Source organism: Conexibacter sp. W3-3-2, assembly GCF_009707605.1.
Taxonomy (GTDB): Bacteria; Actinomycetota; Thermoleophilia; order Solirubrobacterales; family Solirubrobacteraceae; genus Paraconexibacter; species Paraconexibacter algicola.
This window is the reverse complement of record NZ_WLYW01000001.1, coordinates 3,196,961-3,211,834: the sequence shown is the minus strand read 5'-3', so window position 1 is coordinate 3,211,834 and position 14,874 is coordinate 3,196,961. Positions and strand designations below refer to the sequence as shown.

Here is a 14,874-nt window from a genome sequence, read left to right as displayed (position 1 = left end):
ACACGCCCGTCACGTCGCGGGCGCCGCCTCTGGGACGATCCCGGGATGCCGGAGGTGCCGCTCTCGACCGTCCTGCGCGAGTGGGGACGGCTGGGCTGCATCGGCTTCGGCGGACCCCCGGCGCACGTCGCGCTGCTGCGCGAGCTGTGCGTGGAGCGCAGGCGCTGGATCGACGACGAGACGTTCACCGACGCGAACGCCGCGTGCGGCCTGCTGCCCGGGCCCGCCTCCACGCAGCTGGCGATCTTCTGCGCGCACCGCGTCGCCGGGCTGCGCGGCGCGGTCGTCGGCGGCCTGGCGTTCATCGTCCCGGGGCTGCTGCTGCTGATCGGGCTGATCGCGGTGTCGCTGCAGGACGCGCCGCCCGGGTGGGTCCGCGGCGTGTCGGCGGCGGCGGGCGCGGCGGTCGTCGCCGTCGTGCTGGACGCGGCGTGGGGCCTCGCGCGCGGCTCGGTCGCGGGGCTGCGCGGCGCGGCGCTCGCGCGCGGGATCGCCTACGTGGCCGTGGCCGCGGTGGCGACCGTGGTGGTCGGTCCGTGGGTCGTGCTCGTGCTGCTGGGCTGCGGGCTCGTGGAGCTGACGTGGCGGCGCGGCCTGGCGGGCGGCGGTGCTGCGTCGGTCGCCCTGCCGGGCCTCGCCGCGCTGGCGGTGACGACCGGGGCGGGCGCGCTGCCGGCGCTCGCGTGGACGGCGCTCAAGGTCGGGGCGCTCTCCTACGGGGGCGGGTTCGTGATCGTGCCGCTGATGCAGGCGGACGCGGTCGACGCGTACGGCTGGATGACCGATGCCGAGTTCCTCAACGCGGTGGCGATCGGACAGCTGACGCCCGGCCCGGTGGTGCAGACCGTGGCGGGCGTCGGCTACGCGGCGGCCGGCGTCGGCGGGGCGCTCTTCGCCGCGGCGGTCGCGTTCGCGCCGTCGTTCCTCGCGGTGGCGCTCGGCGGCGCCCGCTTCGAGCGGCTGCGCGGCAACGCGTCGGCGCGGGCGTTCCTCGACGGCGCGGGACCGGCGGCGATCGGGGCGATCCTCGGGGCCGGGGTGCCGCTCGCCGGGGCGCTCGAGGAGCCGTGGCAGTGGGCGGTCGCCGCGGCGGCCGCGATCGGGCTGCTCGTCCTGCGCCAGGGCGTGGTCCGGGTGCTGCTCGGCGCCGCGGCCGTCGGTGCCGTGCTGGGGCTCGCGGGCGGGCCGCTGCCGGCGCTCTGAGGCGCGAGGCGTCCGGGCGGCGCGCCACCATCGGCCCCGTGGACCAGCTGTTCGCACCCGAACCGACACCCCAGGAGCCGCCGCCGTCCCGCGACGCGCCGCTCGCCGCGCGCCTGCGCCCGCGCACGATCGCCGACGTCGTCGGGCAGGACCACCTGCTCGCCCCCGGCAGCGCGCTGCGCACCGCGATCGAGACCGGGCGCCCGCACTCGATGCTCCTCTACGGTCCGCCGGGCACGGGCAAGACGACGCTCGCGCGGATCGTCGCGCGCGCGGCCAGCGCCGCGTTCGAGGAGCTCAGCGCCGTCGAGGCGGGCCGGGCCGAGGTCCGGGCGGTGATGGCGCGCGCGACCGAGCGGCGCCGCGGCGGGCAGCCGACGGTCTTCTTCCTCGACGAGATCCACCGGTTCAACAAGGGCCAGCAGGACGCGCTGCTGCCGGCGGTCGAGGACGGGCTCGTCACGCTCATCGGCGCCACGACCGAGAACCCGAGCTTCGAGGTCAACGCGGCGCTGCTCTCGCGGACCCGCCTGTACGAGCTGCAGGCGCTCACCGCCGACGGCGTGCGCGTGCTGCTCGACCGGGCGGTCGAGCGCGGGGAGGTCCCGCTGCCCGCCGACGACGGCGCGCTCGCGTTCCTGGCCGACCGCTGCGGCGGCGACGCGCGGACCGCCCTCGGCGCCCTCGAGCTCGCCGCGGTGACCGCGGCCAGCGCCGGCGCGCCGAGCGTCTCGCTGGCGCACGCCGAGGACGCGCTGCAGCGCCGCGCGATCCGGTTCGACAAGGCGGGCGACCAGCACTACGACACGATCAGCGCCTGGATCAAGGCCACGCGGGCCTCGGATCCGGACGCGTCGCTCTACTACCTCGCGGTGATGCTCGAGGCCGGCGAGGACCCGCGGTTCATCGCGCGGCGCATGGTCATCCTCGCCAGCGAGGACATCGGCCTCGCCGATCCGACCGCGCTGCCGGTGGCGGTCGCCGCGATGCAGGCCGCGCACCTCGTCGGCATGCCCGAGGCGCACTACCCGCTCGCGCAGGCCGCCGTGCACCTCGCGCTGAGCCCGAAGTCGCACGCGGTCGGGGCCGCCCTGCACGCCGCCCGCGCCCACGTGCGCGAGCACGGCGCGGCGCCGCCCCCCGCCTACCTGCGGTCGGCGAGCCGCCGCGAGCCCGGCTACGACTACCCGCACGACCGGCCCGGTCACCTCACCCCGCAGGACGTGCGCCCGGAGGCGATCCGGGGGCTGCGGTTCTACGAGCCGGACGACATGGAACCGCGCCACCGCCAGCGCGTGGAGGACCTCCGGCGCGCCCGCGGACTGCCCTGACCGGCCGTGTGAGGTGGGTCACACGTCCAGGATCTTCACGGTCTGCACACGGGATTCATCCGTTCTGACGAGAAGATCCTGCAGTGCGGCTCGACGCCACCACATCCCTTCCCGACGGCACCCGCGTACGCCTGCGTCTCCCGCACGCGGCGGACCGTCCGCGGCTGGGCGACCTGCTCGGCCGGCTGGGGCTCGCGCACGACGAGCTCGACCTCGCCCGCGAGCTGCGGTTCGATCCGCGGGCCCGCACCGTCGTCTGCGCGATCGTCTGGGACGGCAGCGACCAGCTGCTCGCCGGCTGGGCGGGCGCCGACCGCGGACAGGCCGCCCCGGACCTGCTGCTGGCCGACGAGACGCTCGCCCCCGGTGTGCGCGCACTGCTCCTCGACGCGCTCGCGCAGCGCGCCAGCGCCGCGGCCTGACGCGAGGCCCGCGCGCCGCGCGGCCGGGCTGCCAGAATCGCGCCATGGCCGACGCCAGCACCGCCGCCCCCGACGCCGCGACCGTCCTGGAGGCGCACAGCCCCGCGACCGGTGAGGTCCTCGGGTCCGTGACCACGACGCGGCCGCGGAACGTCGCCGAGGTCGTCCGCGGGGCCGCCGCGGTCCAGCGGCTCTGGGCGCAGCTGCGCATCCGCGACCGCGCCCGCTACATGGAGCGCGCCGCCCAGGCGGTCATCGACGAAACCGCGGAGATCGCCGAGCTGCTGTGCCGGGAGCAGGGCCGTCCGCGTGCCGAGGTCGAGCTGATGGAGATCCTCCCGGCGGTCGAGACGCTGCAGTGGCTCGCCGAGGCGGGCCCGAAGATCCTCGCCGGCGAGAAGGCGCACGTGTCGCGCGTGCTGCGCCCGCTCACGCGGGCCCGCTGGTCCTACGAGCCGCTGGGCGTCGTGGGCGTGATCGGCCCGGCGACCGAGCCGTTCGCCACCCCGCTGGGCGACGTCGCCGTCGCCCTGATGGCGGGCAACGGCGTCGTGCTGAAGCCGTCCCCGCACGCGTGCCTGGCGGGCGAGCGGATCGCGCGCGTGTTCGCCCGTGCCGGTCTGCCGGAGGGACTGCTGCGGATCGCGCACGGTCACGCCGACGTCGGGGGCGCGCTCGTCGACGCGCCCGTCGCGCAGATCCGCTTCACCGGCTCGTTGCTCGCGGGTCGCGACGTCAACGAGGCGTGCGCGCGCGGCCTGAAGCGCAGCGTGCTCGAGCTCGGCGGCAAGGACGCGGCCATCGTCTGCGCGGACGCGAACGTCGACCGGGCGGCGCACGGCGCGGTCTGGGGCGCGTTCGCGAACGCCGGGCAGTCCGGGGGCAGCATCGAGCGGGTGTTCGTCCTGCGCGAGGTCGCCGACCGGTTCCTGCGCGGCGTGCTCGAGGCGACCGCCGCGCTGCGGGTCGGCGACCCGCGCGACCACGCCACCCAGATCGGCCCGCTCGTCGGCGGGGAGCGCGCCGCCCGCGTGCGGGAGCTGCTCGACGACGCGGTCGGCTCCGGCGCGACGCTCCACACCGGCGGCAGCGCCGCCGTCGAGGGCCTCAGCGGCGCGTTCGTCGCGCCCGCGGTCCTCACGGGCGTGACGCCGCAGATGCGGATGTGGCGCGAGGAGGTCCCCGGACCGGTGCTGTCGATCACCGTCGTCGACAGCGAGGAGGAGGCGATCGCGGGCGCCAACGACTGCGACCTCGGCCTCGGCGCCTCGGTCTGGACCGCCGACAAGTACAAGGGCCAGCGGATCGCGCGGCAGCTGCGCGTCGGCATGGTCTGGATGAACGACCATCTCGTCGCCCGCAGCGCCCCGCAGATCCCGTGGGGTGGGGTGCAGGGGTCGGGCATCGGCCGCGCGCGCGGCGCGATCGCGCTGCGCACCTGCGCCGAGCCGAAGGTCGTCACCTGGGACCCGCCGCGTGGCCGGCCGTTCTTCTGGTTCCCCTACGACGAGCAGGTCGCGCGCGCGGCGCGGGCGATCGCCGAGGCCCGCTCGCGCCGCGAGCCCGATCGCGATCGCGCGCTGCGCCAGGGCGCGCTGCCCGCCGGTCGCGTGGCGCTGCGGGTCGCGCGCACGCTGCGCAACCGCTGAGCGGGCAGCGGGCCGTCAGCCCGGGACGGTGAAGCGCACTCCGGGTGCGCGCCGCACGCCGACGACCCCGGTCCGCGAGACGCCGGCGACGGTCGCGACGTGGCGGCCGGGCGGGATCCGCAGGTACCCGGTGTACGTCCGCGACACGGTCGCGCGCAGCTTGCCGTCGACGTAGAGCCGGTAGCGGGGGACCTCGGACTGCGACTGCCGGGCGTACCAGACGAACTGCACGCGCCGTATGCCGCGCACGTCCCGGACCCGGACGAACAGGTTGCGGGGCGCGAGCGGCCGGGCGCCCCGCGCCCGGTCCGCTGCGCCGGGCCGCGTGGTGGAACCCCCGCTGCCGGTGGTGGTGCCCGCGCCCTGCACCGTGGACGAGCCGCGCTGCTGCTGCGGCGCGACCTGGTCGGCGCCGGGCCCGCAGGAGCGGTCGGGCCGCTGGACCTTGGGCTGGTCGGTCCCGATCGTGGCGTAGTTCACGGTCAGCACCCGGAACCGCTCGGTCGGGATCGTCTGGAGCGCGTCGCCGTCGATGCCGAGCGTCGACCAGGCGGGTGCGCTGCCGCGCTGCGGGCGCAGGTAGAAGGCGAACGCGCCGGAGAGGTCGCGCAGGTACGCCCCGTAGACCTGGAGGGTGCGCGCCAGGACCCGGGGACCGGGCGGCAGCGTGCTGACGTCGAGCAGGGGGTCGAGCTGGATCCGCGCGCCCTCCGGCAGGCCGCCGCGGACGTTGCCGTCGCTGCCGAGGGCCGGGTAGACCCAGCAGCGCCCGTCGATGTTGGGCGCCCCGAACTGCAGCGCGTGCGGGATCAGGTAGCTGCCGTCGGCGATCGCGGCCTGGACCTCGTCGGTGGAGATCGCCTGGCTGAGCGGCAGGTGCGAGCCGGTGGCGCTGCCGCCGCCGAGCGCGACGTTCTGGTGCCCGTCGCCCGCGAGCGAGAACTGACCTGCCCCGCCGGCGCGCCAGGTGCCGTCGCCGTTGTCGTGGGCGTTGATGAGGTTCCACTCGAGGCCGCGCGCGCGGTCGACGAACGCGATGTGCCCGTCCTCGCTGGGGTCCGGGATCGCGCCGTCGGGGATCGGGACCGTCACCCGGTCCTCGTACTTCGTCTCCCCCGTGCCGGTGTAGGCGCCGCAGAAGCGGCAGCGCACGATTCGCTCGGGCGTGCTGGAGGTGACGTCGTAGACGGGCGGGGCGAACAGGTTCGTCGGCCCGTTCACGTACGGGTAGCGGCTGGCGTTGCGCATCCCGGCGACCCAGTCGCCGCTGCGCGGGTCCGTCGCCGCGTCCCCGGCGATCGGCGTCGTGAAGAACGCCTTGCCCCCGTCGTAGTCGCGGGCCTGCGCCGGTGCTGCGCCGAGCAGCAGACCGACCACGACCCCGAGCATCCAGTGCCCCCGCACATCCATCCGAGCAAGTTCTAGAGATGGCGACCGAGAGCCGCCAGGGTCATTCGACGTAGGTCAGGCTGCGGCGGCCTGCCGGGCGCTCGGCACGAGCCGCAGCCGGTCGGGCAGCAGCGGCACGACGACCCGCTTCGCGTACTCGGCGCCGCCGCGCAGCGCGACCGCCCGGGCGGGATCCCAGCGCAGGCCGTACATCTTGCGGATGCGCGGCGGGAGCCAGCCGACGGTCACCTGGTTGGCGAGCTCGACGACCGGACGCAGCGCCAGCGGCACGGGCGGGTTGAGCACGATCTGGATGCCGAGCTCGCGCGCCTGCGGCGTCACGTGCAGCTCGTCGGAGGCGAGCATCCGCGCCATGTAGTCGTCGAAGTCGTCGATCGTGCGCGGCATCGCCTTGTACGGGATGCCGAAGCACTTGCCGATCACGCGGTAGTCCTGCCAGTACGCCTCGCGCTCGGCGTCGTCGAGCGAGCGCACGCAGCGCTCGTAGACGAGCAGGGCGGAGTCGACGAGCGACGCGAGGATCCAGAACAGCAGCTCGGGATCGTCGGCCCGGTAGGGCGTTCCGGCGGGGAACGGACCGGCGGCGCGCGGGATCTCGCCGGACGCCGCGCGGTGCATGGCGCGGACGCGCTTGAGCATCGCGTCGGCGCGCGGGCGCGGACCCCACGCGATGGTGTCGAGCACCAGCCCGGCGCGCCGCAGGCGCTCGTACGGCTCGTCGAGCGAGCCGGTCGACATGAAGAAGCCCTCGAACGCGACCGGATGGGCGGCCATCAGCAGCAGCGACCGGCCGCCGCACAGCGCGACGGTCTGCTCGCGGTGGACGCGCCGGATCATCGCGTCGTCGTCGAAGTACCGCTCCTTGGAGGCAGGACGAGTCATCTCTGAGGCATACGTGGGAGTACCTTTGATCGACCATGCCTGCTGCCGCCTATGCCGGGAAGGAGTGCGTCTGCCAGTTCAAGCGCGGGATCTGTGACCAGACCTGCGTGAAGGACATGCTGCAGACGCCCTTCTACATCGCGTGCCTGAAGCTGAAGGGCCGCCGCTGCCTCGTGATCGGGGGTGGCGCCATGGGGCTGGAGAAGACCGAGGGCCTGCTGGCCTGCGACGGCGACGTCACGGTCATCGCCCCCGACGCGGGCCCCGAGCTGGAGGAGCTGGCCCGCGAGGGCTCGATCCGCTGGGAGCAGCGCGAGTACGCCGGGCCGGAGGACCTCGAGGGCATCTTCATGGTCATCGCGTGCACCGACGACACCGACGTGAACATCCGCATCTACGACGACGCGGAGCGCCGCGCGATGCTCGTGAACATCGTCGACGTCCCGCCGCTGTGCAACTTCATCCTCCCTGCGCTGGTGCGGATGGGTCCGCTGGCGATCGCCATCTCCACGGCGGGCGCGTCGCCCGCGCTGGCGAAGCGGATGAAGCGCGAGATCGCCGAGCTGTTCGGCACCGAGTACGAGACGCTGGCGATCATGCTCAACGACGTGCGCGGCTGGGCGAAGGGCACGCTGCCCACCTACCAGGACCGCAAGGCGTTCTTCGAGTCGATCGTCAACGGGGACCCGGACCCGATCGCGCTGCTGCGCGCCGGGGACAGCGCCGGCGTGCACGCGCTGATCGCGGACGCGCAGCGCGCGCACGCGCCACAGGCCGCGTGAGCGGCGAGCTGACGCATCTCGACGCCGACGGCACCGCCCGCATGGTGGACGTCGGCGCCAAGCCGGTGACCGCGCGCACGGCGGTCGCCCGCGCCACGGTGCGGATGGGCGCACAGACGGCTGCGCGCGTCGCGGCCGGGGACGCGCCGAAGGGCGACGTGCTCGGCGTCGCGCGGATCGCGGGCATCCAGGCCGCCAAGCGCACCGGCGAGCTGATCCCGCTGTGCCATCCGATCGGGCTCGACCACGTCGAGGTCGACGGGGTCATCGACGCCGCCGCCGGCACGATCGTGCTCACCGGCACCGCGTCGGTCACCGCGCGCACCGGTGTCGAGATGGAGGCGATGACCGCGGTCAGCGTCGCGGCGCTCACGGTGTACGACATGGTCAAGGGACTCGACAAGGGCGTCGAGATCACCGAGGTCGTGCTGCTGGAGAAGTCCGGCGGGCGCAGCGGCCACTGGGTGCGCTCGTGACCGGTCCTCCGCACGACCCCGCCCGCCCCGCCCGCTCTACGCTCCGTCACGCATGCGGACCGCCGTGATCACCGTCTCCACGTCCGTCGCCGCCGCCCGCGGCGAGGACGTCGGCGGCCCGCACCTGGCGCACCTCGCCGAGCAGGCGGGCGCCGACGTGGCGGCCATGGAGGTCCTCCCGGACGACGCCGCGCTGATCGAGGACCGGCTGCACCACTACGCCGACGAGGGGTTCGCGCTCGTCCTGACCACCGGAGGGACGGGGCTGACGCCCGACGACGTCACCCCGGAGGCGACCCGCGCGGCGCTCGACCGCGAGGTCCCCGGGATCGCCGAGGCGCTGCGCGCGGAGTCGCTGCGCCACACGCCGATGGGGATGCTGTCGCGCGGGGTCAGCGGGCTCGTCGGCGGGACGCTCGTCGTGAACCTGCCGGGCAGCCCGAAGGCGCTGGACGAGCTGTTCCCCGTGATCGCCCCCGTCCTGCGCCATGCCGTCGCCACGGCGCAGCGGCAGGGCGGCCGTCGCGCCGGCGGCCACCACGATGCCGACTGACGCCGTCGTCCTGCGCGGGCTCGTCCGCCGGTTCGGCGAGCGCGTGGTGCTCGACGACCTGACGCTCGCGGTCCCGGCGGGCGCCTCGCTCGTGGTGTTCGGTCCCAACGGCGCGGGCAAGTCGACGCTGCTGCGGGTCCTCGCCACCCTGCTGCGCCCGCACCGCGGCGTGGTCGAGCTGCTCGGCGAGGCGCTGCCCGACCGGGCGTGGGCGGTCCGCTCGCGCGTCGGCCTGCTGACCCACGAGCCGCTGCTCTACCGGGACCTGAGCGCGCGCGAGAACCTGCGGTTCCACGCGCGCCTGCACGGGGTCGGCGACGACCGCATCGAGGAGCTGCTGGAGGCGGTGAAGCTGCGGGTGCGCGCGAACGACCCGGTGCACACCTACTCGCGAGGCATGGTGCAGCGCGCGGCGGTCTGCCGGGCGGTGCTGCACGACCCGGAGATCCTGCTGCTCGACGAGCCGCTGTCGAACCTCGACCCGGCGGCGATCGAGCTCGTCGAGCCGCTGATCGGCCGCGCGTCGGGTCGCACGCGGATCGTCACGAGCCACGACCCGGCGGGCGGACTGGCGGACGGCGACCTGGCGCTCGGCCTGCGCCGCGGCAAGCAGGTCCTGCTGCGGCCGGCCGCCGAGGTGTCCGTCGACGAGATCGGGGAGCTGTACCGGTGAGCGCGACGACGGGCCGCACCACCCCGAGCCGCGCGGCGGTCGCCGCGCTGCTGCGCAAGGAGCTGCTGCTCGAGCGCAAGGTCCCGCAGGTCGTGCCGGCCATGGGCCTCTTCAGCATCACGACGTTCGTGATCTTCCACTTCGGCCTGGACCAGCGCACGGTCGAGGGGTCGCTGGCGGCGGGCGTGCTGAGCGTGACGCTGCTGTTCGCCGCGATGCTCGGCGCCAACCGCCTGTTCGTCTCCGACAAGGAGGAGGGCGGCTTTGACGCCCTGCTGCTCGCCCCGGTCGACCGCACGTCGCTGTTCGTCGCGAAGGTCCTGAGCTTCCTCGCGTTCCTCGTCGTGCTCGAGATCGTGATGCTCCCGGCGTTCGCCGTGCTGCTGCTGGGTCCGACCCCGGACGCCGGCGAGTGGCTGCGGCTGGTCGGGATGCTGGCGCTCGCCGACCTGGGGATCGCGATCATCGGCGCGCTCGTCGGCGCCCTGTCGATCCAGACGCGGGCGCGCGACCTGATCCTGCCGCTGATCGCCCTGCCGCTGCTCGTGCCGGTGATCATCTGCCTGGCGAACGGCATCGCGCCGCTCCTGGCCCAGGAGGGCGCGATGGCGGTTGCGGGCCGGTGGCCTGCGGTCCTCGCGCTCTATGATCTGATCTTCGGGCTCCTCGCCTACGCCGTGTTCGACTTCCTGCTCGACGACTAGAGGTCCCGCCAACCATGTACGGCACCCGACTCCGCCCTCTGTCGATCGCCACCCTCGTCGCCCTGATCGGGGCGTTCGCGCTGGCCGGCTGGTACGCGCCGATGGCCGCGGCCGAGGGGATCTCGCAGAAGATCATCTACGTCCACGTCCCGCTGGCGATCGTGACCCTGCTCGGCTTCATCTTCGGCGGCGTCATGGCGATCAAGCACCTGCGCACGCGCGACCCCCGGTACGACCTGAAGAGCTACACGGCGATCCACCTGTCGCTGATCTTCGGGACCGGCGCGCTGATCACCGGGATGATCTGGGCGAACGCCGCCTGGGGCGTCTGGTGGGAGTGGCGCGAGGCGACGCTCGTGAGCTTCCTGATCGTCTTCCTGCTGTTCTGCACTTACCAGCCGATGCGGTTCTCGATCGAGGACCCGGAGCGTCAGGCGCGGTACGCGTCGGTGTTCGCGATCACCGCGGGCGCCTTCGTGCCGGTGAACTTCCTCGCGGTGCGGCTCGCGGACGCGTACATCCATCCGCGGGTGCTGACGACGTCGGGCAGCGGCCTGACGCCGGAGATGAACGTCGCGTTCCTCGCGGGGATCCTCGCGATCGGGACGCTCTACGTCTTCCTGTGGCGGTTCGAGCTGACCGCCAAGAACACGCGCTTCCGGCTGCGCGCGCTCAAGCGCAAGCTCGGGGACGACGAGGTGGCCTACGGGCGCTCCGCCGCTCCGCGCCACTTCGATGCCCCGGAGGCCGCGTCGTGACCGAGACGCTCCCCGACAAGGGCGGCTACGTCGTCGCCGCGTACCTCGTCCTGCTGCTCCTGCTGCTGATCTACATCGGGATCATGGCGCTGCGGATCAGCCGGATGGAGCGCGAGCTCGTCGAGCTGCACGAGATCGTCGACCGCCAGAAGGAGGAGCTCGCCGCGCGCGAGCCCTCCGAGGTCGGCTCGTGAGCGAGCTGCTCGCTCTCGGGGTCTCGTACAAGACGGCCCCGGTCGCGCTGCGCGAGCGGCTCGCGCTGACCGACGGCGCGGCCGAGCGGTTCGTGCAGGAGCTCGTCGAGGGCGGCGACGTCGCCGAGGCCGTCGCGATCTCCACGTGCAACCGCACCGAGTTCTACCTCGTGGTCAGCGACGCGGTCGCCGCCGAGGTGGCGCTGCTCTCGCAGATCGCGCGGCGCAGCGGCATGCGACCGACCGAGCTGTCGAGCGTCGTCTACGCCCCGCGCAACTGCGACGCGGCCCGCCACCTGTTCCGCGTGACCAGCGGCCTCGAGTCGATGATCGTCGGCGAGCACGAGGTGCAGGGCCAGGTCAAGCGCGCCTACGAGACCGCGCTCGCCGCCGGCACCACCGGTCCGCTGACCAACCGCCTCTTCACCGCGGCGCTGCAGACCGGCAAGCGCGTGCGCACCGAGACCGAGATCGGCGTGGCGCGCACGAGCGTGTCGAGCGTCGCGGTCGACCTCGCGCAGGAGGTCGTCGGCGAGCTCGCGTCGCGCGACGTCGTCATCATCGGCGCGGGCGAGACGAGCGAGCTCACCGCCCGGGCGTTCGCCGAGCACGGGGTCTCCGCGATGTTCGTCGCGAACCGTCGCGCCGACCGGGCGCGCGCGCTGGCCGAGCGGATCGGCGGCAGCGTCGTGCCGCTGCACGACCTGCCCGCGCAGATGGAGTCGGCGGACGTCGTCGTCTCCTCGACCTCCTCGCCGCACCCGATCGTCGGCGTCGACGAGCTCGAGCTCGTGATGGCCGCGCGTGACGGCCGGCCGCTCGTCCTCATCGACATCGCCGTCCCGCGCGACATCGAGGCCGCCTGCGCGGACCTGCCGGGCGTGACGCTGCTGGACATCGACGACCTCCAGCGGGTCGTCGCCGGCAACCTGCAGGGACGCGAGGGCGAGCGCGACGACGCGATCGAGATCGTCGAGCAGGAGATCCGCCGCTTCGCGAGCTGGATGGGCCAGCTCGACGTGCTGCCGACGATCGCCGCGCTGCGCGAGCAGGCGAGCATCGTCGCCGAGCAGGTGCTGGCGGAGAACGCGGGCCGCTGGGAGACCGCCTCGCCGCGCGACCTCGCGCGGGTCGACGCGATGGCCCGCGCGATCGTCCAGCGGGTGCTGCACGAGCCGACGCTGCGCATCAAGGCGCTGGCGGACGCCGACGTCGAGACGCCCGGGCACGGTCGCCTGGAGATCGTCCGTGAGCTGTTCGGCCTGGAGAGCGGCGCCCACGGGGGTCGTGACCAGGCCGCCCGGTCGACCGACGCCGAGGTCCGTCCGCTGCGCCGGCGCGCGGGCGACGGCTCCGCGGCGACGTGAGGATCGGCACCCGCGCGAGCCCGCTCGCGCTCGCGCAGGCGCACCACGTCGCGTCGCTGCTGGGCGGTGACGTCGAGCTCGTCGAGGTGACGACGACCGGGGACCGCGACCGGGCGGCGCCGGACAAGGAGAAGTGGGTCAAGGAGCTCGAGCTCGCGCTGCTGGACGGGCGCGTCGACGCGTGCGTGCACTCCGCCAAGGACGTCCCCACGACGCTGCCCGACGGTCTCGTGATCGCGGGCGTCCCGGCCCGCGAGGATCCACGGGACGTCCTCTGCACGGCGCGCGGCGTCGTGGCGGGGACGGTCGAGGAGCTGCCGCCGGGCGCGCGGGTCGGCACGAGCAGCCTGCGCCGCGCCGCGCTGCTGCGTGCGGCGCGCCCGGACCTCGAGATCGTGGAGATCCGCGGCAACGTCGGGACGCGCCTGGCCCTGCTGGAGCGCGGGGACCTCGCGGCGATCGTGCTCGCCGCGGCCGGCCTGCGACGGCTCGGTCACGACCTCGACGCGGTCGGCACGCCGCTGCCCGCCCGGACGTTCGTGCCCGCCGCGGGCCAGGGCAGCCTGGCCCTGGAGTGCCGGGCCGACGACACGACCACCCGCGCCGCCCTCGACGCGCTGAGCGACCGCGACGCGCACGACACGCTCGCCGCCGAGCGCGAGGCCGTCCGGACCCTCGGGGCGGACTGCCACAGCGCGGTCGGCGCCCGGGCGGTGCGTGGCGACGAGGACCGCCTGGAGCTGCACGGCTGGGTCGGCGCCCCCGACGGCAGCGCGGTGGTCACCGACGCGCTGCAGGCGGGGCCCGGCGAGCTGCCCGTCGACCTGGGCCGCCGGCTGGGTGAGCGCCTGCTCGCCGCCGGGGCCCGTGCCCTGCTGGACCAGACCCCGGAGGTCCTGTCGTGAGCGCCGCCGTCCCCGGCACCGCCTATCTCGTCGGCGCCGGTCCCGGCGACCGCGGCCTGATGACCGTGCGGGCCCTGGAGCTGCTGGAGAGCGCGGACGTCGTCCTCTTCGACAAGCTCATCCCGGCGGACGCCCTGGACGGCTGCCGTCCGGACGCGGAGCTCGTCGACGTCGGCAAGATCGGCGGCGGCAAGCAGGTGCCCCAGGAGCACACCACCGCGCTGGTGGTGCAGCACGCGCTGGACGGCCGGTCGGTCGTGCGGCTGAAGGGCGGCGACCCGTTCGTCTTCGGGCGCGGCGGCGAGGAGGCCCAGGCGTGCCGGGCGGCCGGCGTGCCGTTCGAGGTGGTGCCGGCGGTGACCTCCGGCGTGGCGGCGCCCGCCTACGCGGGCATCCCGGTCACGCAGCGGCGTCTGGCGCCGGCGGTGGCGTTCGTGACCGGGCACGAGGACCCGGCCAAGCCGGAGACGCAGGTGGACTGGCCGGCGCTGGCGGCGTTCCCGGGCACGCTCGTCTTCTACATGGGCGTCAAGCAGCTGCCGCGCATCAGCGAGCAGCTGATCGCGGGCGGCCGGCCCGCCGAGCAGCCCGCCGCGATCGTCATGCGCGGCACCTTCGGCGACCAGCGGTCGCTCGTCGCGACGCTCGGGACGCTGCCGCAGCGGGCGGTGGAGGAGGGCATGCGCGCCCCGGCCATCACGGTGATCGGGGACGTCGCGGCGCTCGGGGACGAGCTCGCGTGGCTCGAGCAGGCGCGACCGCTGGCGGGCCGCACGATCGCCGTGACGCGCGCCCGCGCGCAGGCCAGCGCGTTGGCGGGCCGGCTGCGGGCGCTGGGCGCGACGGCGGTCGAGGCGCCCGCGATCCGGATCGAGCCGCTGCCGGTGACGGTGCCGGCGCTGCAGGACTTCGACCTCGTCTGCGTGACGAGTCCCAACGGCGCGGCGCGGCTGCTGGAGAGCGTGCGGGACGCGCGCGCCCTGGCGGGCCCGCGGATCGCGGCGATCGGACCGGGGACCGCGCGGGCGCTGCGCGCCGGCGGGATCGAGGCGGACGTCGTGCCGCCGCGGTCGATCGCCGAGTCGCTCGTGGAGGCGTTGCGCGAGGTGCCGGTCACGCGCGCGCTGATCGCGCGGGCGGAGGAGGCGCGAGACGTCCTGCCGGACGCGCTGCGCGAGCGCGGGGCGGAGGTCGAGATCCTGCCGCTGTACCGCACGGTCGCCGAGCCGCTGGACGACGCTGCGCGGACGGCCGCGCTGGACGCCGACTACATCACCTTCACGAGCGCGAGCAGCGTGCGGTTCTTCGTCGAGGCGGTCGGGGATGCCGCGCTCGTGGCGGGCTGCAGCGCGCGGCTGGCGTCGATCGGCCCGGTCACGTCGGAGGCGCTGCGGGCGCACGGGCTGACGCCGCACGTCGAGGCGACGCAGCACGATCCGGACGGGCTGATCGCGGCGCTCGTCGCGGATGCAGGCGCCGTTGCCGTTCCACCGCAGGGTGTCGCAGATCCCCCGAAACATGACGCCGACGCGCCAGCTTGAGAAATCTGGGTGAGATCGGCCAAC

The 14,874-nt window shown here is 74.9% G+C and carries 16 protein-coding genes; 14 read left to right on the top strand and 2 right to left on the bottom strand.

Translation table 11 applies throughout. The features are described 5' to 3' along the window. Positions 1–45 precede the first annotated feature (45 nt). From chrA to GKE82_RS15595, 4 genes are all read left to right on the top strand, one after another. A complete protein-coding gene (gene chrA, locus GKE82_RS15610) occupies positions 46–1,203 on the top strand; it encodes a chromate efflux transporter (RefSeq protein WP_154733916.1) in 1,158 nt (385 codons plus the stop codon). 38 nt (positions 1,204–1,241) lie between these two features. Continuing rightward, positions 1,242–2,534 (top strand): replication-associated recombination protein A, encoded by a 1,293-nt coding sequence (locus GKE82_RS15605; RefSeq protein ID WP_309233631.1) that lies wholly within the window; start codon positions 1,242–1,244, stop codon positions 2,532–2,534. An 83-nt stretch (positions 2,535–2,617) separates the two neighbouring features. After that, entirely contained in the window at positions 2,618–2,956 is a 339-nt protein-coding gene (locus GKE82_RS15600; protein ID WP_107567874.1) for a hypothetical protein, read from the top strand. A gap of 44 nt (positions 2,957–3,000) precedes the next feature. Further along, entirely contained in the window at positions 3,001–4,605 is a 1,605-nt protein-coding gene (locus tag GKE82_RS15595) for an aldehyde dehydrogenase (RefSeq protein ID WP_154733915.1), read from the top strand. 15 nt (positions 4,606–4,620) lie between these two features. Here the strand turns inward: GKE82_RS15595 and GKE82_RS15590 are convergent, their stop codons facing one another. Next, the gene (locus GKE82_RS15590; RefSeq protein WP_154733914.1) at positions 4,621–6,015 is read right to left on the bottom strand and encodes a hypothetical protein; all 1,395 of its coding nucleotides are present in this window, start codon (positions 6,013–6,015) and stop codon (positions 4,621–4,623) included. 54 nt (positions 6,016–6,069) lie between these two features. Then, a complete protein-coding gene (locus GKE82_RS15585; protein ID WP_154733913.1) occupies positions 6,070–6,897 on the bottom strand; it encodes an oxygenase MpaB family protein in 828 nt (275 codons plus the stop codon). A 35-nt stretch (positions 6,898–6,932) separates the two neighbouring features. Here GKE82_RS15585 and GKE82_RS15580 point away from each other — a divergent pair, with 35 nt between their 5' ends. From GKE82_RS15580 to cobA, 10 genes are read left to right on the top strand one after another with little or no spacing between them, the layout of a single operon-like run. Then, the gene (locus GKE82_RS15580; protein WP_154733912.1) at positions 6,933–7,679 is read left to right on the top strand and encodes a bifunctional precorrin-2 dehydrogenase/sirohydrochlorin ferrochelatase; all 747 of its coding nucleotides are present in this window, start codon (positions 6,933–6,935) and stop codon (positions 7,677–7,679) included. Positions 7,680–7,720: 41 nt separating this feature from the next. Continuing rightward, positions 7,721–8,155: a cyclic pyranopterin monophosphate synthase MoaC gene (gene moaC, locus GKE82_RS15575; RefSeq protein ID WP_154735196.1), complete on the top strand. Its 435-nt coding sequence runs from the start codon at positions 7,721–7,723 to the stop codon at positions 8,153–8,155. 52 nt (positions 8,156–8,207) lie between these two features. Next, positions 8,208–8,708: a MogA/MoaB family molybdenum cofactor biosynthesis protein gene (locus GKE82_RS15570; RefSeq protein WP_154733911.1), complete on the top strand. Its 501-nt coding sequence runs from the start codon at positions 8,208–8,210 to the stop codon at positions 8,706–8,708. Continuing rightward, entirely contained in the window at positions 8,698–9,381 is a 684-nt protein-coding gene (locus tag GKE82_RS15565) for an ABC transporter ATP-binding protein (protein WP_199223866.1), read from the top strand. Before GKE82_RS15570 ends, GKE82_RS15565 begins: the two co-directional genes overlap by 11 nt. Further along, positions 9,378–10,085 carry a heme exporter protein CcmB gene (locus GKE82_RS15560; protein ID WP_154733910.1) on the top strand — a complete coding sequence of 236 codons (708 nt, stop codon included), beginning with the start codon at positions 9,378–9,380 and terminating at the stop codon, positions 10,083–10,085. The genes GKE82_RS15565 and GKE82_RS15560 overlap by 4 nt, the downstream gene beginning before the upstream one ends. Before the next feature lie 14 nt (positions 10,086–10,099). Beyond that, positions 10,100–10,843, top strand: coding sequence for a cytochrome c biogenesis protein CcsA (gene ccsA / locus GKE82_RS15555; RefSeq protein WP_154733909.1), 744 nt, complete (start codon positions 10,100–10,102; stop codon positions 10,841–10,843). Continuing rightward, entirely contained in the window at positions 10,840–11,037 is a 198-nt protein-coding gene (locus GKE82_RS28675) for a hypothetical protein (protein ID WP_107567854.1), read from the top strand. The genes ccsA and GKE82_RS28675 overlap by 4 nt, the downstream gene beginning before the upstream one ends. Continuing rightward, positions 11,034–12,404, top strand: coding sequence for a glutamyl-tRNA reductase (gene hemA, locus GKE82_RS15550; protein ID WP_309233630.1), 1,371 nt, complete (start codon positions 11,034–11,036; stop codon positions 12,402–12,404). Before GKE82_RS28675 ends, hemA begins: the two co-directional genes overlap by 4 nt. After that, positions 12,401–13,309: a hydroxymethylbilane synthase gene (gene hemC / locus GKE82_RS15545; RefSeq protein ID WP_309233629.1), complete on the top strand. Its 909-nt coding sequence runs from the start codon at positions 12,401–12,403 to the stop codon at positions 13,307–13,309. The genes hemA and hemC overlap by 4 nt, the downstream gene beginning before the upstream one ends. Further along, a complete protein-coding gene (gene cobA, locus GKE82_RS30860) occupies positions 13,306–14,850 on the top strand; it encodes a uroporphyrinogen-III C-methyltransferase (protein WP_309233628.1) in 1,545 nt (514 codons plus the stop codon). The genes hemC and cobA overlap by 4 nt, the downstream gene beginning before the upstream one ends. Positions 14,851–14,874 lie beyond the last annotated feature (24 nt).

Excerpts from the sequence above, each read along its gene's own strand:
- chrA (WP_154733916.1), top strand. The coding sequence starts at position 46 with ATGCCGGAGGTGCCGCTCTCGACCGTCCTGCGCGAGTGGGGACGGCTG.
- GKE82_RS15595 (WP_154733915.1), top strand. The coding sequence starts at position 3,001 with ATGGCCGACGCCAGCACCGCCGCCCCCGACGCCGCGACCGTCCTGGAG.
- GKE82_RS15590 (WP_154733914.1), bottom strand. The coding sequence starts at position 6,015 with ATGGATGTGCGGGGGCACTGGATGCTCGGGGTCGTGGTCGGTCTGCTG.
- GKE82_RS15585 (WP_154733913.1), bottom strand. The coding sequence starts at position 6,897 with ATGACTCGTCCTGCCTCCAAGGAGCGGTACTTCGACGACGACGCGATG.
- GKE82_RS15580 (WP_154733912.1), top strand. The coding sequence starts at position 6,933 with ATGCCTGCTGCCGCCTATGCCGGGAAGGAGTGCGTCTGCCAGTTCAAG.
- moaC (WP_154735196.1), top strand. The coding sequence starts at position 7,721 with ATGGTGGACGTCGGCGCCAAGCCGGTGACCGCGCGCACGGCGGTCGCC.
- GKE82_RS15570 (WP_154733911.1), top strand. The coding sequence starts at position 8,208 with ATGCGGACCGCCGTGATCACCGTCTCCACGTCCGTCGCCGCCGCCCGC.
- GKE82_RS15565 (WP_199223866.1), top strand. The coding sequence starts at position 8,698 with ATGCCGACTGACGCCGTCGTCCTGCGCGGGCTCGTCCGCCGGTTCGGC.
- ccsA (WP_154733909.1), top strand. The coding sequence starts at position 10,100 with ATGTACGGCACCCGACTCCGCCCTCTGTCGATCGCCACCCTCGTCGCC.